Origin of the sequence: Sandarakinorhabdus sp., from assembly GCF_031422795.1 — a bacterium.
Lineage (GTDB): Bacteria > Pseudomonadota > Alphaproteobacteria > Sphingomonadales > Sphingomonadaceae > Sandarakinorhabdus.
Window position 1 is genome coordinate 1 of sequence record NZ_JANPML010000265.1, and the last position, 19,917, is coordinate 19,917.

Below are 19,917 nucleotides of genomic sequence, written 5' to 3' on the forward strand. Positions count from 1 at the left end.
ATGGCTTCGACGGTTTCGCGAGTGGTGCCTTCGGCTAGTTCCAGCTCGATGATCTTGCCAGCGCGGACTTCACCGACGCCTTCGAAACCCAGGCCTTTCAGGGCCGATTCGATGGCCCGGCCCTGCGGGTCGAGCACGCCAATTTTCAGGGTGACGGTGACTATGGCTTTCAGGGGGGCTTTGACAGGATTTGGCATGGGCGCGGCCATAGGCCGAACGGCCAGATCGTGCAAGCGCCCGATCAGCCCAGCAACATCGCCGCAGCCGCGCCAAGCCCGACCGCCAGCAGCAGCCACGGCGTGGACCAGCCGCCTGCCGACCTCACCGGCAGGGGCGGCAACGGCGCTTGCGGCGGGGCAGCACCGGGCATGGGATTTTCAGCGATCCATTGGCGGAAGATGCGTGGCAATTGGCGCAGCGCGCGGGCGTTGAGCACCAACCGGTCGGCAATCACCGCTTCCGGGCCCATCTCGTCGCGCACCCACGTCCGCACATAGGGTTCTGCGACTTCCCACATGTTCACGTGGGGATCGATGGTCAGCGCCACGCCTTCGACCATCACCATGGTTTTCTGCAGCAGTAGCAGGTGCGGCTGCACCGGCATGTCGAAACTGCGGGTGATGGAAAACAGGCCTTCCAGCAGATCGGTGATGGCGATGTCTTTGGCCTGCCGTCCCCGGATGGGTTCGCCCACGGCGCGCAGGGCCGTGGCAAAAGCCCCCTGATTGTGGTGCGGCGGCACATAGCCGGCTTCGAAATGGATTTCGGCGACGCGGGCATAATTGCCGGTGACGAGGCCATGCAGGATTTCGGCCAGATACAGCCGGGCGCGGCGATTGATGCGGCCCATGATGCCAAAATCGATGACGCCGATGCGGGCATGATCGCAGCTGGCATCGGGTGGGATCACGAACAGATTGCCCTGGTGCAGATCGGCGTGAAAGAAGCCCTTGGCGATGGCCTGCGCGAGGAAACCGTTGACCAGCACGCGGCCCAGCCTAGCACGATCGATATCGAGTGCGGCAAGGGCGGCGCGATCAGATACTTTCACCCCGTCGATCCAGTCGATCACCAGAATGCGGCGGGTGGATCGCTGCCAATCGATGCCGGGTACAAGGAAATCCGCCTCCCCGGCCAGAATCTCGGCCAGTTCCGACGCGTTGGCGGCTTCGCGGCGCAGATCGAGCTCGGCTTCGATCCAGCTTTTGAAGGTGGCGATGATGGCGCGCGGGCGCAGCCGGGCAAATTCGCCGCCAAGCGTTTCAAGATGGCCGGCGCCCCATTCATAGGTGGCCAGCGCGGTCGTCACGTCGGCTTCGATGCCCGGTCGCAGCAGCTTGATGGCGACAACGCGGCCTTCGGCGGTGACGCCCTTGTGCACCTGCGCGATCGAGGCAGCGGCGACCGCCACCGGATCGATCTCGGCAAAACGGGTCTTCCAGTCGCCGCCATAGGCTGCGTTCAGGGCAGGCTCGATCTGGCTGAACGGGACGGGCGGCAGCGCATCCTGCAGGCGGGCCAGATCGGTGGCAGCTTCGATCCCGATCAGATCGGGCCGCGTGGCCAGCGCCTGGCCCAGTTTGATGGCGGCGGGGCCAACGGCGGCAAGGCCGGCGGCGAAATCGGGGGTTTTCGGTGCGCCGGTGCCGAAGCGGGCGACCTTGGCCACCAGTCGGATCGAAAGCGGCAGCCGCGTGTCTTCAAACGGGCGCAGCACGCCGTGCCGGGCCATGCGCCGGCCCCAAACCAGCAGCCGCCACAGGTGAATGATGGCGATCAATTCAGACCTTCCATCCCGAATGGATGGCAACGGCGCCGCCCAGGATCGGCGTATAGCGCACCTGGGTAAACCCAGCCGCGCTGATCATCGCGGCAAAGTCTGGCATCTTGGGAAAGCGGCGGATCGATTCGATCAGATAGCGATAGGAATCGCCATCCTTGGCCACCATCTCGCCGATGCGCGGCACCAGTTTTTCCGAATAGACGTCATAAACCTCGGCAAAGCCCGGCCAGGTGGTGGTCGAAAATTCGAGGCAGAAAAAACGCCCGCCATAGCGCAGCACGCGGTGGGCTTCCTTCAGGGCCGCCGGGATGTCGGTCACATTCCTGATGCCAAAAGCGATGGTGTAGGCATCGAAACTGCGATCCGGGAACGACAGGGTTTCGGCATTTTCCTCACGCCAGATCAGGCCAGTCAGCCCTTGCTCGGCCGCGCGCTCCATGCCGACTTCCAGCATGGCCGGGTTGATATCGGCCACCGTGATGTTGGCGCCGGATTTTTCCATGCGAAAGGCGATGTCGCCAGTGCCTCCGGCCATATCCAGAATGTCTTCACCAGCGCGCGGCGACACGCGGCGGACGAAATCATCTTTCCACAGCCGGTGCATGCCCGCCGACATTACATCGTTCATGATGTCATAGCGCTTGGCCACCGAACGAAAGACTTCGCCGACCCGGCGGGTCTTTTCGTCCGGAGCAACCTGTTCATAGCCAAAGCTGACGGTGTCGGTCATCGTCTGTCCTTCTTGTCGGCGCGGCTTAGCCGAGGCTTGGCGGCCATGCAAACGCCGCCTATGTCGCGGGGATGCCTGAATTGCCCGAAGTCGAAACCGTGATGCGCGGCCTGACCCCAGTGTGGGAGGGCCAGCGCTTCACGCGGGTTGTCGCCCACCGGCCCGACCTGCGCCGGCCGTTGCCCGAAGGGCTGGGCCAGCGGCTGACCGGCGCGACCGTCGTGCGGCTGGGCCGGCGCGCCAAATACGGACTGGTGGAAACCGATCGCGGCGACACGCTGATCATCCATCTCGGCATGTCGGGGCGGATGCGGGTCGATCCCGATAAACGGGAAAAACACGATCATGTCGTGTTCGAAACTGCCAATGGCCGTGTGGTGGCGTTCAACGATGCGCGGCGTTTCGGCAGCCTGGATCTGGTCGCAACCGATGCGGCGGCAGCCCACCCGCTGCTGGCGGGCATTGGCCCCGAACCGCTGGGGCCGGATTATGACCTGATGCTGCTGAAGCGCATCTTTGGTGATCGGCTGGCGCCGGCCAAGGCGATCCTGCTTGATCAGCGGCTGATTGCCGGCCTGGGCAATATCTATGTGTGCGAAGCGCTGTTCCGCGCTGGCATCCACCCCGAAACCCCGGGCGGGCAGGTGACAGCAGCGCAACTGAAGCAACTGTGGCCCGCTATCCCTGCCGTGCTGGAAGAGGCGATTGCGGCGGGCGGCTCAACGCTGCGCGATCATGCGGCGCCGGATGGCACATTGGGCTATTTCCAGAAGGATTTTGCCGTATACGGACGGGAAGGCGATGCCTGCACGGTCTGCGCTGCGCCGGTTGAGCGCATCGTCCAGTCCGGCCGATCAAGTTTTTTCTGTTCGGCATGCCAACCGATGGCTCGTACGCACCGAAAGACTTGACCGCAGGCCGACCCTCGCTTATGGCGCTCTCCTTCTGGCGCGGCCCCTCAAGGGCTTGTGCCTGCCCATCATTGATCAGACTTGCAGGAAATCATGGCCAACACGCCCCAGGCTGAAAAGCGCATCCGCCGCAATGCTCGCCGCGCCGAGATCAACAAGGCGCGCGTCAGCCGCATCCGCACCTTCGTGAAGAAGGTCGAATCGAGCCTCGCCGCCGGTGACGGTGCTGCCGCCGCTGAAGCGCTGAAGGCTGCCCAGCCCGAAATGATGCGCGGCGTCGCCAAGGGCGTGCTTCACAAGAACACCGTGTCGCGCAAGATCAGCCGTCTGGCTGCTCGCGTGAAGGGTCTGGTTACCGCCTGATCAACGGCGGTGCTGCGGCGCCGTCCGGCCAGTTTCAAAACGGGGCGTTGCCAAATGGCGACGCCCCGTTTTTGCGTCAATTTGTCTTCGCCGCGGGAGGATCCCGGCCCGGGGGTGATTCGCGGCTGACGCTGTCGATTCGCCACTGAAATTGCCGATTCGGCGGCTTTGCGCGCCGGCCAATGGATCAAAGGTGGAACAAGCCTCGATCTGTTGCAGCGCACCAGCAAATAGCTGCACCGCAACACAACCCCCATGTCGAGCCGGCAGTCATCAAAGCGTCATCGGTTTGACACAAAAAATCCAAGCGCTTAGCTCGCACGACGCGCTGGGCGCTTCCACAAGCGGCAATGATTCGGGCTGCAAATCCAAAGAGTTGCAGCCCTCTCCACGGTAAGTCTCCGGATGGGCTGTCAACAGCTTTATTTGGCTGTGGATGGAAATTGGCCGCTTGCAGCGCTGCGCCCGCCCTGCTTATTTGGCGATGGGTTTGAACCGGCCGGCGTGATGAACGCCAAACGGTTTGATCACGCAACTCGCGATGCTGGCTGTGCCCTGTTTCAGGCGCAGTGGGGCTACTGCGCCTGGCTGAAAACGGCCGGCTGGCATCGTGCGTTCTATATTCAGGTAGACCTCCGCAGGTGGGGGCTGCGAACAATTGCCGGGGTCGGCGGAAGGGTGGGGTGCGTGTCGACGGCTGTTGCATCAGTTATGCCTTCTGGCTTTCAGCCGGTGCCGCAGGTTGGGTCGATCGACTTTTCCGCCAACGATCGGGACGTTTGGAATCGCGTGCGCGTTGGCCTGAAGGCTGATGCCGGCGATCACAGCTATGAAGCCTGGCTGGCACCGTTGGTGCTGGTCGGCTGCGACGGTGATACGCTGCGTCTGGCGGCGCCATCGGCCTTTGCGGCTGATTGGGTCACCAGCAACTTTGCCGATCTGCTGCGTCGCCATTGGTCAATGCACCAGCCGTCGATCCGTCGTGTGGCCATTCAGCAGGGCCAGGCCATGGTGGCGCCGCCCGTTGCAAAGGCCACTGCGCCGGCAGTCAGCCAGCCCTTGCCGGTCGACGTGCGCTACAGCTTTGATAATTTCATCGTCGGCAAGTCCAACGAGCTGGCCTACAACGCTGCGCTGGCCATGGCCGAACCAGGGCCGCCGGGTTTCAACCCGCTGTTCCTGCATGGCACCACGGGCCTAGGCAAGACGCACCTGATGCATGCCATCGGCAACGCCTATCTGGCGCATCATCCGGGGGCCCGTGTCGCCTATCTTTCGGCCGAGAAGTTCATGGTCGAATTCATGGCCGCCATGCGGGCCAAGGACACGATCAGCTTCAAGCAGCGGCTGCGCTCGGTCGATCTGCTGATGATCGACGACGTGCAGTTCATTGCCGGCAAGGAATCCACTCAGGAAGAATTCTTCCACACCATGAACGAGATCATCGGTGCCGGAAAACGGCTGGTGATCACGGCTGATCGCTCACCCCAGAATCTCGAAGGCATCCAGGAACGCATCCTGTCGCGCATGGCCTGGGGGCTGGTCGCCGATATCAACCCGGCCGATTACGAGCTGCGGCTGAACATCCTGCACGCCAAGGTGTCCGTGCTCAGCAACCGGGTGACCGTTCCCGATGACGTGGTCGAGTTCCTGGCGCGCAAGATCACAGCCAACGTGCGGGAACTGGAAGGCGCGCTCAACCGCGTCACGGCATTTGCAATGCTGGTGAACAAGCCGGTCAGCCTCGAATTCACCCGTGAAACGCTGGCCGATCTGCTGCGCGCGCACGAAAAGAAGCTGACCATCGACGAGATCCAGCGCAAGGTTGCCGATTATTATGGCCTGAAAGTTGCCGATCTCCTGTCGGAACGCCGCGCGCGTGAAGTCGCCCGGCCGCGCCAGATTGCCATGTATCTGGCCAAGAAGATGACGCCGCGTTCGCTGCCCGAGATTGGCCGGCGTTTTGGCAAGCGGGATCACACCACGGTGATGCACGCGGTCAAACGGGTCGAACAATTGCGCGCTGATGATCGCGAGATCGATAGCGACGTCGCCACGCTGACCCGCTTGCTGGATGGTTGACGGTTGACGCCGACGGCTCACTGCCTCGGCTGATCGGCCTTTCCAGCACCGCTGGTTCCGCGTAACCCGGGGGCGTGCAGCGTCTCAGCCAGTCTGGCCCCTTCTGGTTCATCCTCTCCTGTTTCGCCTTCGCGTCGATGTGGGTGATGATCCGTTATGCCGCCAGCATGCTGCACAGTTTCGAGATCGTGTTCTTTCGCAACCTGATCGGCCTGTGCTTCCTGATGCCGATGATCCTGCGCACGCCGGGCCTGATCCAGCGCGCACGGCTGCCGCTGCATCTGGCGCGGGCAACCTCGGGCTTCATTGCCACCATGTGCACCTTTTATGCCGTGGCCAACGCGCCGTTGGCCGATGCGCTGGCCATCAACTACACCGCGCCGCTGTTTGGCACGCTGGGGGCTGTACTGGTGCTGGGCGAGCGCATTCGGGCGCGGCGCATCGCAGCCCTGGCCGTGGGCTTTGTCGGCATGCTGCTGGTGCTGCGCCCCGGCGCAGTGCCGCTAACGCCGGGCATTGTCGCGGCCATCGTCTCGGCGGTCAGCACCGGCTATTCGATTGTCGCCATGCGCAGCCTGGTGGGGGTGGATGATCCGCGTGCCGTTGCGGCCTGGGCGTTCATCCTGACCACCTTGCCCAGCCTGGCTGTCGCGCTGTTTGTTTGGCAGATCCCGCCGGTGGCGGTGTGGCCGCTGCTGGTCGGCATCGGTGCAGCGGCCGCCATTGGCCAACTCAGCCTCACCCAGGCCTTTTCCTTGTCCGAAGCTTCGGCCGTGCTGCCGCTGGATTTCGTGCGCTTTGGGCTCGTCACGGCAGCCGGCGTGCTGCTGTTTGATGAACGCTATGACGCCATCACGCTGGCTGGCGGTGCGCTGATCCTGGGATCGACCATCTATCTGGCCTGGCGTGAAGCGCAGTTGAAACGGACCGAGAAAAGTCCGGACGCAGCGGGCTGACGCTTTGGAAAGGTTGCGGGCGATGAACGGCCTGCCATAAGCGGAAATCATCACATTGAACTTGGGAGGCTCACATGAATCTGGAAGGTTGTTCAGCTGTCGTCACTGGCGGCGCGTCGGGTCTGGGGGCGGCAACAGCGCGCCTGCTCGCCAAGCAAGGCGTCAAGGTCGCCATCTTCGACATGAACCCTGAAAAGGGTGAGGCCGTGGCGGCCGAAATCGGCGGCGTGTTCTGCAACGTCAACGTCACCGACGATGCGTCGGTTGATGCCGGTTTTGCCAAGGCCCGCGCCGCGATTGGTCAGGAGCGGATCCTGATCAACTGCGCCGGCACCGGCAACGCCGTGAAAACCGCCAGCCGCTCCAAGGAAGACGGCAGCATCAAGCATTTCCCGCTCGATGCCTTTGATCGCATCATCCAGATCAACCTGGTTGGCACCTTCCGCTGCATCGCCAAATCGGCTGCCGGCATGCTGACGCTGGAGCCGATGGAAAACGGCGAACGCGGCGCCATCGTCAACACCGCTTCGGTGGCGGCGGAAGATGGCCAGATCGGCCAGGCCGCCTATTCGGCGTCGAAGGGCGGCGTTGTTGGCATGACCCTGCCGATTGCACGCGATCTGTCGAATGACGGCATCCGCGTCAACACCATCCTGCCCGGCATCTTCAACACCCCGCTGCTGCAGGGCGCGCCGGACAATGTGAAGGCCGCGCTTGCAGCGACCGTGTTGTTTCCCAAGCGTCTGGGCGGTCCGGAAGAATATGCCAGCCTCGCGGTGGAAATGTGCCGCAATTCCTATTTCAACGGCGAGGACGTGCGGTTGGATGGTGGGATCCGAATGGCGCCTCGATGAGCGGCGCGGAAATAGTGCGCAGCACTATTTCCCGACTCGCTCGAGAGCGGACGGCGAGCGAAAAGGGCGGGGCATTCCCCGCCCTTTTTGACTCGTCCGACCCCGGATCAAGTCCGGGGCGGGCATTGTGGCTCTGCCACGCCTTTTCCGCCTTCTTCCTTTACCGCAAAAGCGGACTCGGCGGCTCCGCCGCTGGCCGCGTGCCAGTGGCTTCCCTGTCGGCCTGACAGCGCCCGATTCTATCCGATTTTCAAAGAGCCCGTTCATCAGCTTCGCAACGCCAGATTTGACACTTTTTACGCATCTCGCGGGTTTTCAGTCCGCCCAACTCCCCCCGCGCGTCGGCCCAACCAATCGCATGGCCAGCATGACAGACCTTGCTCGTGTAGGACAGCGCCCGCCCGTTCATCTTTCTGCAACACATGGCGCGCCAGTATCGCCGCTATGAAAAAATCCCTCCTCCTCGCCGTCCTCATTGCGGCTCCCGCCATTGCCCAAACCCCGCCGGCCAGCATCGGCCAGCCGTTCATCCCGGCGCCGTGGTGGATGAAGGACCCGGTGATCGCCTCGATGGGCCATGTCCGCACCGAAGTGCCGGCCAACCGTGCGCGCTTTGCGGCCCGTTTTTCGGCTGTCGAAAAGACCGCCGCTGCCGCCACCACGGCGGCGACGGCCAAGGCCAGGGAACTGGATGCGGCACTCGCGGCGCTGGGCAAAGAGCGCGTGCGGCTGACCACCAGCCTGTCCACCCGGCCGCTTTATGATCAGTATCGCCAGAAGGATGGCACGCTGGTGGAAAACCAGCGCGCCGACATGATCGAATCTTATGAAGTGACCGCAGTGCTCAGCGTTGAAGTGCGCGACACCGATGTGCTGGAGCGTGCCTATCGCCTGGCCGTTGCTGCCCGTCCGTCGGCCATCGACACGCCAAATTTCCAGCTTGAACCGGAAAACGCCGTGAAAACCTGGCTGTATGAAGCCGCAATCAAGGATGCCGCGCGCCGCGCCCGGCTGGCCACGGCAGCGGCCGGCAGCAGGCTTGGGATGGTGAAGGTCATCGATCCGTCGGGCGGCGTCTGCCAGACGCAGGTGCTGGCTGGCTGGCCCAGCTATGCCGGCGAAAGCCCGGCCACAGATGTGCAGGTATCAGGATCCATGGCGCGTTACGCCGATGCCGCGCCCGCCATGATGGCCGCGCCAGCGCCGCCGCCGGGGTTGGAGAAACTGGCCGGCGATGTGCAGGTGACGCTGCAACCGCCGCTTTATCCGCTTAACGCCCAAGCCTGCGTGATCTACGGCCTGCTGCCGCCCGGTTGACGCTGCGCGAATCGCGTAATAGCGTGTCCGTGCAATTGGGAGGAGAAGCATAATGGCTCACAAATTCGAACTCTACAAAGACAAGGCCGGCGAATATCGCGTGCGCTTCATGTACAACAGCGAAGTGATGTTCTCGACGCAGGGCTATAATTCCAAGGCCTCGGCGGTGAACGCCATCGAATCCATCAAGAAGAACGGCCCCGGCGCGCCGACGGTCGAATCGGAAGATTGATCTACCGCGATTGCGGTTCACGAGGGCGGTGCCGCAAGGCGCCGCCCTTGTTGTTTCAGGGCCTGGATTCTGGGCCCAACTTCTGGACCTAGCCCAGCAGCGCGTTGATCGCCTTTGCCAGCCGCACATCGCGTGCTGACAGCCCGCCGGCGTCATGGGTGGTCAGCGCGATCTCCACCTTGTTGTAAACATTGAACCATTCTGGATGGTGATCCTGGGCTTCGGCCAGCAGTGCCACCCGGTTCATGAAGCCCCAGGCCTCATTGAAATCCTTGAAACGGAAGCTCCGCTTCAGGTGCTCGCCGTCCAGCCCCCAATCTGGCGCATCATGGCCCAGTGCGGCGCGGGCGGCTTCATCCAGCTTCTCGACCATGGCCGACTTCCTCTCTATGGTGGGGACATGTTGTTCCCCCCCACACTTGCCGATATCGAACGTCTCGCACAAGCCGCCGTGGAGCGGTTGCCCGAGCAGTTCCGCCGTCACCTCGCCAGCGTTATCCTGAAGGTCGAGGATTTCCCCGACGAAACGGTGATGACCGAGATGAGCCTCGAGACCGAATGGGATCTGCTCGGCCTCTACTGGGGTCGCCATGTCGGGATGAAAGGCGATGTGCCGTCTGGCGCGCTGCCCGATATGATCTTCCTTTATCGCCGCCCCATGCTGGATGTGTGGGCCGAAAGCGGTGAGACGCTGGAAGTGCTGGTGACCCATGTGCTGGTGCACGAAGTGGGGCATCATTTCGGGTTGAGCGATGACGCGATTGACGAGATCGAGGCGGCGGCGGGGGAGTAGGCGCGGCTGAGTTTGGGTCTGGTGGGCACGGCCGGCGGCGGAGCCGCCGAGTCCGTTTGGGGTGAGTAGGAAGTAAGCAACGAAGAGCGCGGCAAAGCCGCAATGCCTGCCCCGGACTTGATCCGGGGTCGGACGAGTCAAAAAAGGCGGCCTTTGGGGCCGCCTTTTTCGCTCGCCGTCTGATCTTGCCGGAGTCGGCAAATAGCAGGGCTATTTGCGCGCCCGGCGGCGATTAGAAGTTCACCCTACCCATCACGCCGAAATACCGATCCGCTTCACGCGGCACCAGATAACGCAGGCCAACCAGCTGGTTGCCGCCCAGGCCGGAGTTGGTGATCTGCGCCGGGAAGCTCTGATCGAACAGATTCTTCACGAACACCGTCACGCGGAACCGATCATCCTTTTCCACGAGGCCGAACTGCAGATCGACCAGGCTGTAGGGGCGGATATAGCTGAGGTTGCGCAGCAACGGGTTGACGTCGAACAGGCTCAGCTGGCTCGACTGGGTCGAGACGTTGCCGGCCAGGGCGATATCGATCGCGCCACCGGTGCGATAGCGATAATCAAGGCCCAGCGTGCCCTTCCAGCGTGGGGCAAAGCCCAGCGGAGTGCCGGCCGGGATGATCGGCTGGCCCGGGATCTGCAGGAAATTGTCGACCTGGGCATCAGTGAAGGCCAGGCCGCCGCTGATGTTCAGATCCTTGACCGGGCGCAGCAGGAAATCAGCTTCGATGCCGCGGGTGGAAACGCTGCCAGCATTGGTGAAGCGGGTAACCGGCACGCCGGCGACCAGATCAGGGATATTGGCCTGGAAGTTGCGATACTTGGCATAATAAGCCGCCAGGTTCAGCACCAGCTTGCCGCCGAACAGTGTGTTCTTCATGCCGACTTCGTAGCTGTCGGCCGTTTCCGGCGCGATGGCGTTGGTGCCGGTGGCATTCAGGTTGAAGAAGGTGTTGAACGCCGGACCCTTGTAGCCACGGGTGTAGCTGGCATAGGTCATCACGTCGCGGCTGAATTCATACTGCAGGCCGAGCTTGCCGGAGAAATTGGTGGCGCTCGTCTTGGCCCGGAACGGCGTGCCATTGCTGGCCAGCGGGTTGCCGTTGTTGGCGCCAAAGCTGCTGGTATCAAACACGCCCTGATCGAAATTGCGCTGAATGCCCGGCAGGCCGGCGATGTTCGGCGTGGCGACGCGGCTGTGGAAGATCGACAGTTCGTCCATCGTGAAGCGGGCGCCGACAATGCCCTTCAGCTTTTCGCTGAAGTTGAGCACGCCCTGGCCGAACACGGCATAGTTGTCGAAAGCCGAACCAAAAGTGGCGGTGCCGCTGACATTTTCCGTCGGCGCAGCACCGGCGCTGCCGCAGTTGACCAGCGCCAGCGGCGTAGGCGTGCCGCCGCAGCGCGTGACGTTGCGGGTGAAGGTACGTTCGGTGACGGCACGGCTGAAGAACGCGCCGAGCACATAGGAGAAGAACTGGTCCTTCGCCGAGGTCAGCCGCAGTTCCTGGCTCAGAGTCGTGCCGGTCTGCGGGCCCAGATCGTGCAGCTGGGCCTGGCCAGCGACCGGACGGTCGAACCAGTCACCATCGCGGATTTCGTTGTTGTCATACCGGCGCCAGGCGGTGATCGAGGTGAAGGTGGAGGTGCCGACTTCGATATCCGCCTGCAGCGACAGGCCGTAGCTTTCTTCCTCGGTCCGCGTCACCAGATTCTGGCGGATGGTGCGGGTTTCGTCGCCCTGGAAGTTGATGCCGGCCAGCGCCAGACCGGCCGGGCCGGCGGGCACGTCGCCGATGACTTCGGCGCAGCAATCATCGTTGGCGCGGCGATAGTCGCCGATCAGGGTCAGCTTCACCTTTTCGGTGAGATCGGCTTCGACCACACCGCGAACGCCATAGCGATCATAGCCGTTGACGCGGCGGTTCACATTGGCGGCATCGTTGAAGATATTGCCTTCATAATTGCCATAGAAGGCGGTCCAGCGGCTGCGGATGCCTTCGCCCAGCGGCAGATCAACGCTGCCGCGCACGCGATATTCGTTGCCGTTACCAAAGAACCAGCCGCCTTCGGCATAGCCGCCCAGCGTTTCGCCCGGGCGCTTGGTCACAATGTTGACCACACCGGCCGACGCGTTCTTGCCGAACAGCGTGCCCTGTGGGCCGCGCAGCACTTCGATGCGCTCGATATCGACCAGATCGGAAAAGGCTTCACCAGCGCGGGCCAGCACGACGCCATCAAGCACGGTGGAGATCGACGGTTCGCCAGCAAGGCTGAACGTGGCCGTGCCAACGCCACGGATATAGAGCGACTGGTTGATGGTGGTCCCCGACTTGCGGAAGTTCAGGGTGGGGACCAGATACTGGGCGTTTTCCAGGTTGAGCACAGCCTGGCGGCTCAGCTGATCGGCGCCGACCACCGACACGGCGACCGGAATGTCCTGCAGGCGCTCGCTGCGCTTCTGGGCGGTGACGACGATTTCAGCCGGCTCATCAGCAGCAGCGCTCTGCGCAAAGGCGGGCGCGGCGGCCACGGCAAACAATGCGGCGGAACTCATCAGGATGCTACGGATCATGTCACTCCCCTTAAATTGACCGGACGAACGCCGGTTTTCGTGCGCAGGTTCGCTGCGACGTGTTGCGCTGCCCAGACAGGCTTTCTTGAAGCAGGTCAATCCACGCCCAGGCTGTTCTTGTGCAGTTCTGGCAACGCTGTGGCAGCAGAGTCACACTCGATTTGGGGCCTTACAGACCCAGTTCCGCCATGGTCACGACGCGATGCTCCCTGGCCGAGATTTCGGCGGCCAGGCCGATGGCAACGGCGCGCAGGCCGTCATCGGCCGTCACGATCACCGGGCCGCTGCCGCGCACCGCAGCTGCAAAATGCCGGTGCTGGAAGAAGGTGGAGCCATGATGCTGCCCGGCCGCCAGCGCATCTGCCGGGGTTTCGACATGCCAGCGCGTCGCCTGCTTGGGATTCATGAAGCCGACGCGGGGGGAATGGATGATGTCGCCAGCCGGGATCAGCACATCAAGGCGCGCCTTGTCACCGGTGGCGATGATCTCCTCCTGCTGCTGCGCACCATCGGCAAACATGCACAGATCGAGGCAGGCGCGCACACCGTTGGCGAAATCCACCACCGTATAGCTGTTGTCGATGATGTCTGGCGTCTTGCCGTCATAGCGCTCGTCGCGATGGTTCACGTCCATCGCGCCGCTGCAATAAACGCGCACCGGTTCGGACTGCACGACATGGCGCATCAGATCGAAGAAGTGGCAGCATTTTTCCACCATGGTGCCGCCGCTGTTGATCGAAAACCGGTTCCAGTCACCCACCTTCACCAGAAAGGGGAAGCGGTGCTCGCGGATGGAAAGCATCTGCAGCCGCCCGACCTTGCCGGCGTGGATGTGGCTGACGAATTCCGAAACCGGCGGCATGAAGCGATATTCCATCGCGGTCCAGAAGGTCTTGTCATAACCCGTCACGGTGGCGGCAACGGCCTTGGCGTCGTCCAGTGTGGTCGCCAGTGGCTTTTCACACAAGATATGCAGGCCAGCGTCCATCAGCGGCCCCAGCACCTCACGATGGGTGAAATTGGGCGAGGCAACCACCACGGCGTCGCACAGGCCCGATGCCGCCAGCGCCGCTGCATCCTGGAAGCGCGCCACGGCATGACCGATCGCCTTTTCCGCCCGATCAAGGCAGGCCGGCACCGGATCGGCGATGGCGGTGATGGTGCCGCCGCCCAGCAACTGGATATTGGCGACATGTTCCAGCGCCATCATGCCGGAGCCCACAATGCCCCAACGGATCGTATCGGTGCTTCCCATTTGCCATATCCTCGCGCTATCAGACCAAAATGTCGCAGATCGCTCTAAGCCCCAATCGCCGCCCGCTGGGCAAGTCCGAATTTATGGTCAGCCCGCTGGCCTGGGGCATGTGGCGCTTTGCCGGCAATGATGTCGCCGCCGCGCAATCCCGCTGCGAAGCTGCACTGGCTGCCGGCATCAACTTTTTCGATACGGCCGATATTTACGGGCCCGACAATGATGAACCGTTTGGCGCGTCGGAAGCCTTGCTGGGCCGCGTGTTCAAGGCAGCGCCGGCCCTGCGCGGGCAGATCGTGCTGGCATCGAAGGGCGGCATCAGCATGGGCGTGCCCTATGATTCGTCGCCGGAATATCTGGTGGCCGCCATCGATGCCTCGCTGTCCCGCATGGCTGTGGAACGGATCGATCTGTGGCAGATCCATCGGCCCGATATGCTCACCCACTGGGCTGATGTCGCCACGACGCTGGATGCCCAGGTGCAGGCCGGCAAGATTGGTGCCGTTGGCGTGTCCAACTTCACGCCCGCGCAAACCCGCGCGCTGGCCGCGCATCTGAAATCGCCGTTGGTTTCCACCCAGCCGGAATTTTCGGTGCTGGCGCTGAATCCGCTGTTCGATGGCACGCTCGATCTGGCCATGGAGATGGGCCAGTCCGTGCTGGGTTGGTCGCCGCTGGGGCAGGGCCGGCTGGGCGATGGCGATCCGCGCCCGGGCCGGTTGAAGGCGGAGGATGAACGCGTGATCCGCGTCAAGGCAGCGATGGCCGCCCACGGGCACCGGTTCGGCGTGAGCATCGCGGCATGCGCCTATGCGTGGGTGCTGGCGCATCCGGCCGGGATAACGCCCATCGTCGGCAGCCAGAATCCAACGCGCATTGCCGAAGCTGCCGATGCCTTCAAGGTCACCTTCACGCGGGCGGAATGGTACGCCATCCTGGTCGCATCGCTTGGGGAGAATTTGCCATGAGTGGCCCTGAAATCAGCTGGTTTTCCGCCCTGTGCGACGATGATTATGAATTCCTCGGCGTGCCCGATCCGGGCCTGCGATCGAGCTGGGAACATTGCCGCAATATCGTGATGACCGCCGAAAAGGGCGGTTTCGACAATATCCTGCTGCCGTCCGGCTACCAACTCGGCATCGAAACCCAGATGTTTGCCGGCGCCATCGCCGCGCTCACCCACCGCATCCGCCTGCTGATGGCGATCCGTGTTGGGGAAACCTGGCCGCCGCAGCTGGCCCGCCAGATTGCGACGCTGGACCAGATTTTGGGCGGTCGCCTCACCGTCAACATCATCTCGTCGGAAATGCCGGGCGAAGTGCTGGCCTCCAAGCCGCGGTACGATCGCACAGTGGAGGTGATGAACATCCTTAAAGTCTTGCTGAACGGCAACGCGCTCGATCACCAGGGCGAGTTCTACAAGCTGCAGCTGCCGCCGCCCAATGTGAAGACCGTCTCCGGCAAATGCCCGCCGCTCTATTTTGGCGGCCTGTCCGAAGACGCCCGCGAAGCTGCTGCCGAAGCGGCCGATGTCTATCTGATGTGGCCCGACACGATGGACAAGGTGAAGGAGGTCGTGTCCGACATGACCGCCCGCGCCGCCAAACGTGGCCGCACGCTGAAATTCGGCTACCGCGTTCACGTCATCGTGCGCGAAACGGAAAGCCAGGCCCGCGACGCCGCCGATCATCTGCTGTCCAAGCTCGACGCCGCCACCGGTGACGCCATCCGCGCCAAGTCGCTCGACAGCCAGTCCGTCGGCGTCCAGCGCCAGGCCGAACTGCGCGAAATGGCGGGCAAGGGGGCCTCAGACGGCTATGTCGAGGACAATCTGTGGACCGGCATCGGCCGCGCCCGCTCCGGCTGCGGCGCGGCGCTGGTCGGCGATCCCGATCAGATTGTCGCCAAGTTGAAGGCCTATCAGGCGGCCGGCATGGACGCCTTCATCCTCTCCGGCTACCCGCACGCCCGCGAAGCCGATCTGTTCAGCCGCCACGTGCTGCCCAAGCTGGAACACGGCCCGCTGGTGATGTGAGCGGCGAGCCTGACGAAGCAGCCGCTGATCTCAGCGCCCTGAAGGACGAGTTTCGCGCCAGCGTTGGCGCGTGGACGATTTTCGGCATGATCCTGGTGGTGTTCGCCATGATTGGCCTGGCCATGATCGGCTTCAACAAAATCGCCTACGAAATGCTGCTGGTGGTGTGGATCAGCATACCCCTGTTGATCGGCTGTGGCTGGGTCTGGCGGCGGCAGATCGTTCCGGTTCGCATCAAAGGTGAAACCGTCTCTGGCCCAAAGGCGCGGCGCTGGGCGGTGGTGACGGCAATCGCCGTGCTGGCGTTAAATTGGGCCCAAATTGCCAGCGTGACTTATGCGCCGATCGTGCGCCGCGCGATCATTGATGCGCTTGCCAGCGATCCGCCGCTTGTGCCCGGGCCAGCCTGGTAGCCGGGTTACCGCAGGCTGAAGGCCTGTTCCGCCGCGGAAATAACACAAATGTCACAGTTGGTTGCGGAATCGGCCTGAATGCCGTGTAATCAATTCGGTGGCAAATGCATCGACGAAAGAATTGGCGACTGAGTGCCAATTTCAGGACGAGTCCTGTCAACAAGTGCTGTTTTCTGCAGATCAGTTTACAGCATTGTTTACTGTCGGTCGGATTGCTTGACTCCAACTTGCGAATCACGGACACTTTGTCTGTGGGGAATTTATATGCCGCAACTGCACAGTAAGTTTGCTGACAATTTTGGTGCTGATGTATCGGCGGCTGCAGAAGGCCGCGCAATGTGCCTGATTGTTGGGTACCGTTCGCCGCTTGCCGCCATCAAAACGGTGGGCGGAACCGCCGTTGCCGCCCTGCCAAGCCATCGCGTGGTCGCCATCGTCGATTTGCGCAACCTGCCGCTGTTGCAGCGGCATGAAGATGTGCGCGTTGCCGGCCCGATTTCGATCGACCCGCAGCGTTTTGCGGCCTTTCAGAGACTTGTGGGTGCCCAGCCCTGATCTTGGCACCCAATCGCGTTTGACACTGAAGGAGTAAGAACCATGGCAAGCGTCGGACAAGAACTACTTGATGTACCCCTGCCGGAAATGGTGCTGAAGCTGGCACTTGGCATCGCCGAGGCGCAGCGCGCGCTTGATACCAACAGCATTGAAACCGCCAAGGCGCTGGCCGAAGAAAAGATCGAGATCATTCCGCAGATCACCGAAACCATCGCGGCCAATGGTACTGTCAGTTTTGTCACGGCGGCGCCGGTGGAAATGTCGCTGATGCAGGTGGGCCTGTTCCCGACCTTCTATCAGTTTGCCGAGGCCACCATCGAAGTGACGATGGACATCAAGACCTCGCTCAACACCGAAACCAGCATCAAGGTGGGGACCAAGGCCAAGGTTGGTTTTGCCATGTGGAGCGCCAGCGTGCGGGTTGACGTGGCCCATAGCCGCAAATTTTCGAAGGAAGTGCACGGCACCAGCCGCCTGGTCACCCGCATGGTGCCAGTGCCGCCGCCGCCGCGGCTGTTCCCGCAAATCAAGACGGTGGACAATCGGGTTCCAGCACCGCCGCCGGTGAACTGAGCCGTGGCCATTGAGCCAATCAAGCGCGGCGTGCCGGGTTTTCGCCCGCCACTGGTATCGCCTGCCCAGCCGCTGCCAGAGGTCGCCAACGTCAGCTTTGGCGATCTCGTGCGCATGCTGGCGGAAGGCATCGCAGACGCCCAGCTGGCGTTGGACCGGGCCAGTGCCGAAATGGCGGTCGAACTGGCCAATTCGCAGGTAGACATTGTTCCAGTCATCACGGAAACCGTTGATAAAGATGGAAATGTCAGCTTTTCCAGAGCTGATCTGCAAACGGTTTCCCTGCTGGAAATCGGGATAATGCCAACCTTCTACCAGTTCCGCGAAGCCACGATCGAGGTTTCGATGGATGTGCATATCGTGGAAAGCACCAACGAACAGACCAAGCAGAAAAGCCGCGGCCTGTTTGCGTCCACCCGCGATGTGCAGATGGACCGGCGCTTCAACCGCGACACCAAAATGGCGTCGCGGTTGACGGCGGTGCTGGTGCCGGTGCCGTCGCCCATCCGCATCGAACCGATCCGGCGAACCGAACGGAGTGATGGCTGATGCCGGCCATCGATCTTGACGCGTTGTTGAGTGCTGCGGGGGCATCGCTGAGTGATGCGCAAAGCAAGCTGCTTGAAGGGGTGCCACTGGCTCCCACCCGCATGGCCATGTCGGAGGCGACCCTGGACATGATGGTGACGGTTGAAGGCACAAAGGGCTCGGCATTGCAGGTGGCCGCCGTGAATTCGGTGCTGGCGCGGGCTGGAACGGTGACGCCCGAAGCCTTGTCGCGGGTCACCATGCGCTTTGTGGCGATGGCAGGGACAGTGAACGCCGCCGGCGTGGCGCAACCGCCGGCAACCGGCGGACCCTCGACCCGCCCTGAAGAGCCGCGGCCGCCAGTCACCGGGCCGCGCAAGCCGTTGACCAGGGCCGATATGCAGGCCGAAATGCTGAACTTGTCGGATATCGCGCCGCTGGTGCAAACGGGTGTGGATGTGCAGCTGGATTTTACGGCCATCGGTGCGGATCGCACCATGGTGCGGGCCTTGTCAAACAAGGGCGATGTGCTGGCGGTGCGGCTGCTTGATGGAACGCTGTGATGGCGAGGAAACCAACTGACAATCGGCCACCCAACCCGGCGCGCCGAGCGGCGACACCGGCCGCCGGATCGGTTCCGCCAGCACCGACAAAGGTGGCAGCGCCGGCCAGCCGGGTGCCGCCTGTGGCCGCGCCGCCGAGCCCATTGCCTGCGGCTGCCACGGCTTCCCCGGCCAGGCCTGCCGTTGCCCCGCCGGTGCCAGCCCCGCCGGTGCCAGCCCCGCCAAGGGCAGCCCCGCCAGTGCCGGCCCCATCGGTGACCGATCAGCCGGTTGCAGCAAAACCCGTCGACGCCAAGCCGGTGACAGCGATGACAACGGCAGATGTGTTGCTGCTGCGCGAGCGGCTGGACGACCTGGTGCGCGGTAGGGTGGATTTGGTGCCGGCGGGCGATCCGGTGGTGATCATGGTGGCCGAACGGCTGGCCGAAGCCCGGGCGGCTGACCAAAAACGCATCGCCGCGCTTGAGCAGGCGGTTGCCACCGCCAGGACGCAAAGCACCGCCGTCGCCGAAGGATTGCGCAACAGTCTGGCGGCGGCCGTGGCGGCGACCGATGCAACACTGGCCGAACTGGCCGCCGCGCGGGCCGAGCTGGCCAAGCTGGCGGAACAATTGCAGCAAAGCGCCAAATTGCTGGCCCGGGCCGAAGCGCAACTGGCCGAACAGGCGATCAAGCCAGCCGCTGATGGCAGCCAGCCGGTTGGCGCGGAGGCCTTCGCCGATTTGATGGACAAGTTCGTCAGCAGCCTGGGTGATCGGCTGGGCAGTCTGAGCTTGGCGGGCGGCGAAATTTTTCTCAAGACAGCTGTTGCGGCCACCAGCACCGGCGGCGCGCGCTTCGTGCTGCCCTCTGCCACGGGGCCGGCACCGGCCGTGCTGCACGAACTGCGGCTGCGGCTGGACCCGAAGAGCTGATCCTGATTCAGCGCCCCTCGTAGCGCGGTGCCCGCTTCTCGCGATAGCTGGTGAAGGCCTCGCGGAAGTCGTGGGTACCGGTGGCCAGATGCTGTTCCTTGTCGGCCGCGGCGAAAGCGGTGGTGTAATCCTCGTCCAGCGCAGTCCACACCTGCGCCTTCATCGCGGCCAGGCTGCGCGGGGCGCTGAAGGTGGCGATATTCTTCGCATAAGCCATCACGTGCGGCAGCAGCGCTTCATCGTCGAACACATCGTTGACCAGCCCCAGCGCCTTGGCCTCCGTCCCGTCGAAACGGCGGGCGGTGTACAGCAGGTCCATGGCTTTTGCCTGGCCGATGTGGCGCGTCAGCAGCCAGGCCGCGCCCTTCTCGCCGGGCACGCCGATGCGGGCGAAGGTGGCGTTGAACAGCGCGGAGGTGCTGGCAAAACGGATGTCGCAATGCAGCGACAGGATGAAGCCCCAGCCAAACGCCGCACCGTTCACC

General features: G+C 63.2%; 23 protein-coding genes. 16 read left to right on the top strand and 7 right to left on the bottom strand.

The annotated features are described in order from the left end of the window. From purS to RMO81_RS09510, 3 genes are all read right to left on the bottom strand, one after another. A partial coding sequence (purS, locus tag RMO81_RS09500; RefSeq protein WP_310475623.1) for a phosphoribosylformylglycinamidine synthase subunit PurS occupies positions 1–173 on the bottom strand: 173 nt, incomplete at its 3' end. A 68-nt stretch (positions 174–241) separates the two neighbouring features. Beyond that, on the bottom strand, positions 242–1,732 hold the full coding sequence (locus RMO81_RS09505) for an AarF/UbiB family protein (RefSeq protein WP_310475624.1): 1,491 nt from the start codon (positions 1,730–1,732) through the stop codon (positions 242–244). A gap of 49 nt (positions 1,733–1,781) precedes the next feature. After that, positions 1,782–2,513 (bottom strand): class I SAM-dependent methyltransferase, encoded by a 732-nt coding sequence (locus RMO81_RS09510; RefSeq protein ID WP_310475601.1) that lies wholly within the window; start codon positions 2,511–2,513, stop codon positions 1,782–1,784. A gap of 71 nt (positions 2,514–2,584) precedes the next feature. On the opposite strand from RMO81_RS09510, the gene mutM reads away from it, so the two are divergent. From mutM to RMO81_RS09545, 7 genes are all read left to right on the top strand, one after another. Then, positions 2,585–3,424 (top strand): bifunctional DNA-formamidopyrimidine glycosylase/DNA-(apurinic or apyrimidinic site) lyase, encoded by an 840-nt coding sequence (mutM, locus tag RMO81_RS09515; RefSeq protein WP_310475602.1) that lies wholly within the window; start codon positions 2,585–2,587, stop codon positions 3,422–3,424. Positions 3,425–3,517: 93 nt separating this feature from the next. Next, the gene (rpsT, locus tag RMO81_RS09520; RefSeq protein WP_310475603.1) at positions 3,518–3,787 is read left to right on the top strand and encodes a 30S ribosomal protein S20; all 270 of its coding nucleotides are present in this window, start codon (positions 3,518–3,520) and stop codon (positions 3,785–3,787) included. 711 nt (positions 3,788–4,498) lie between these two features. After that, positions 4,499–5,869 carry a chromosomal replication initiator protein DnaA gene (dnaA, locus tag RMO81_RS09525; protein WP_310475604.1) on the top strand — a complete coding sequence of 457 codons (1,371 nt, stop codon included), beginning with the start codon at positions 4,499–4,501 and terminating at the stop codon, positions 5,867–5,869. Positions 5,870–5,943: 74 nt separating this feature from the next. Beyond that, a complete protein-coding gene (locus RMO81_RS09530; RefSeq protein ID WP_310475605.1) occupies positions 5,944–6,825 on the top strand; it encodes a DMT family transporter in 882 nt (293 codons plus the stop codon). Between the two features lie 74 nt (positions 6,826–6,899). Beyond that, positions 6,900–7,679: an SDR family NAD(P)-dependent oxidoreductase gene (locus RMO81_RS09535; RefSeq protein ID WP_310475606.1), complete on the top strand. Its 780-nt coding sequence runs from the start codon at positions 6,900–6,902 to the stop codon at positions 7,677–7,679. Between the two features lie 444 nt (positions 7,680–8,123). Continuing rightward, the gene (locus RMO81_RS09540; protein WP_310475608.1) at positions 8,124–8,996 is read left to right on the top strand and encodes an SIMPL domain-containing protein; all 873 of its coding nucleotides are present in this window, start codon (positions 8,124–8,126) and stop codon (positions 8,994–8,996) included. 52 nt (positions 8,997–9,048) lie between these two features. Beyond that, entirely contained in the window at positions 9,049–9,228 is a 180-nt protein-coding gene (locus RMO81_RS09545) for a YegP family protein (RefSeq protein WP_310475609.1), read from the top strand. An 88-nt stretch (positions 9,229–9,316) separates the two neighbouring features. On the opposite strand, the gene RMO81_RS09550 is transcribed toward RMO81_RS09545, so the two are convergent. Further along, complete coding sequence (locus RMO81_RS09550; RefSeq protein ID WP_310475610.1) at positions 9,317–9,601, bottom strand: 4a-hydroxytetrahydrobiopterin dehydratase; 285 nt, start codon at positions 9,599–9,601, stop codon at positions 9,317–9,319. A gap of 27 nt (positions 9,602–9,628) precedes the next feature. On the opposite strand from RMO81_RS09550, the gene RMO81_RS09555 reads away from it, so the two are divergent. Next, on the top strand, positions 9,629–10,021 hold the full coding sequence (locus RMO81_RS09555; protein ID WP_310475611.1) for a metallopeptidase family protein: 393 nt from the start codon (positions 9,629–9,631) through the stop codon (positions 10,019–10,021). A gap of 232 nt (positions 10,022–10,253) precedes the next feature. On the opposite strand, the gene RMO81_RS09560 is transcribed toward RMO81_RS09555, so the two are convergent. Continuing rightward, a complete protein-coding gene (locus RMO81_RS09560) occupies positions 10,254–12,599 on the bottom strand; it encodes a TonB-dependent receptor (protein WP_310475612.1) in 2,346 nt (781 codons plus the stop codon). A gap of 169 nt (positions 12,600–12,768) precedes the next feature. Next, positions 12,769–13,854, bottom strand: a complete 1,086-nt coding sequence (locus RMO81_RS09565) for a Gfo/Idh/MocA family oxidoreductase (protein WP_310475613.1) — start codon at positions 13,852–13,854, stop codon at positions 12,769–12,771. 29 nt (positions 13,855–13,883) lie between these two features. Between RMO81_RS09565 and RMO81_RS09570 the strand changes: the two genes are divergently transcribed. From RMO81_RS09570 to RMO81_RS09605, 8 genes are all read left to right on the top strand, one after another. After that, entirely contained in the window at positions 13,884–14,819 is a 936-nt protein-coding gene (locus tag RMO81_RS09570; RefSeq protein ID WP_310475614.1) for an aldo/keto reductase, read from the top strand. Then, positions 14,816–15,886, top strand: a complete 1,071-nt coding sequence (locus tag RMO81_RS09575) for an LLM class flavin-dependent oxidoreductase (RefSeq protein ID WP_310475615.1) — start codon at positions 14,816–14,818, stop codon at positions 15,884–15,886. The genes RMO81_RS09570 and RMO81_RS09575 overlap by 4 nt, the downstream gene beginning before the upstream one ends. Continuing rightward, positions 15,883–16,299 (top strand): hypothetical protein, encoded by a 417-nt coding sequence (locus RMO81_RS09580; RefSeq protein ID WP_310475616.1) that lies wholly within the window; start codon positions 15,883–15,885, stop codon positions 16,297–16,299. Before RMO81_RS09575 ends, RMO81_RS09580 begins: the two co-directional genes overlap by 4 nt. Before the next feature lie 264 nt (positions 16,300–16,563). Continuing rightward, positions 16,564–16,854: a hypothetical protein gene (locus RMO81_RS09585; RefSeq protein ID WP_310475617.1), complete on the top strand. Its 291-nt coding sequence runs from the start codon at positions 16,564–16,566 to the stop codon at positions 16,852–16,854. A gap of 42 nt (positions 16,855–16,896) precedes the next feature. Next, positions 16,897–17,427, top strand: coding sequence for a hypothetical protein (locus tag RMO81_RS09590; RefSeq protein WP_310475618.1), 531 nt, complete (start codon positions 16,897–16,899; stop codon positions 17,425–17,427). 3 nt (positions 17,428–17,430) lie between these two features. Next, entirely contained in the window at positions 17,431–17,976 is a 546-nt protein-coding gene (locus tag RMO81_RS09595; protein ID WP_310475619.1) for a hypothetical protein, read from the top strand. Next, the gene (locus RMO81_RS09600) at positions 17,976–18,518 is read left to right on the top strand and encodes a hypothetical protein (protein ID WP_310475620.1); all 543 of its coding nucleotides are present in this window, start codon (positions 17,976–17,978) and stop codon (positions 18,516–18,518) included. Before RMO81_RS09595 ends, RMO81_RS09600 begins: the two co-directional genes overlap by 1 nt. Positions 18,519–18,772: 254 nt before the next feature. Further along, the gene (locus RMO81_RS09605; RefSeq protein WP_310475621.1) at positions 18,773–19,432 is read left to right on the top strand and encodes a hypothetical protein; all 660 of its coding nucleotides are present in this window, start codon (positions 18,773–18,775) and stop codon (positions 19,430–19,432) included. A gap of 7 nt (positions 19,433–19,439) precedes the next feature. Here the strand turns inward: RMO81_RS09605 and RMO81_RS09610 are convergent. Continuing rightward, positions 19,440–19,917 (bottom strand): enoyl-CoA hydratase-related protein (locus tag RMO81_RS09610; RefSeq protein ID WP_310475622.1); only part of this gene is annotated, 478 nt, incomplete at its 5' end.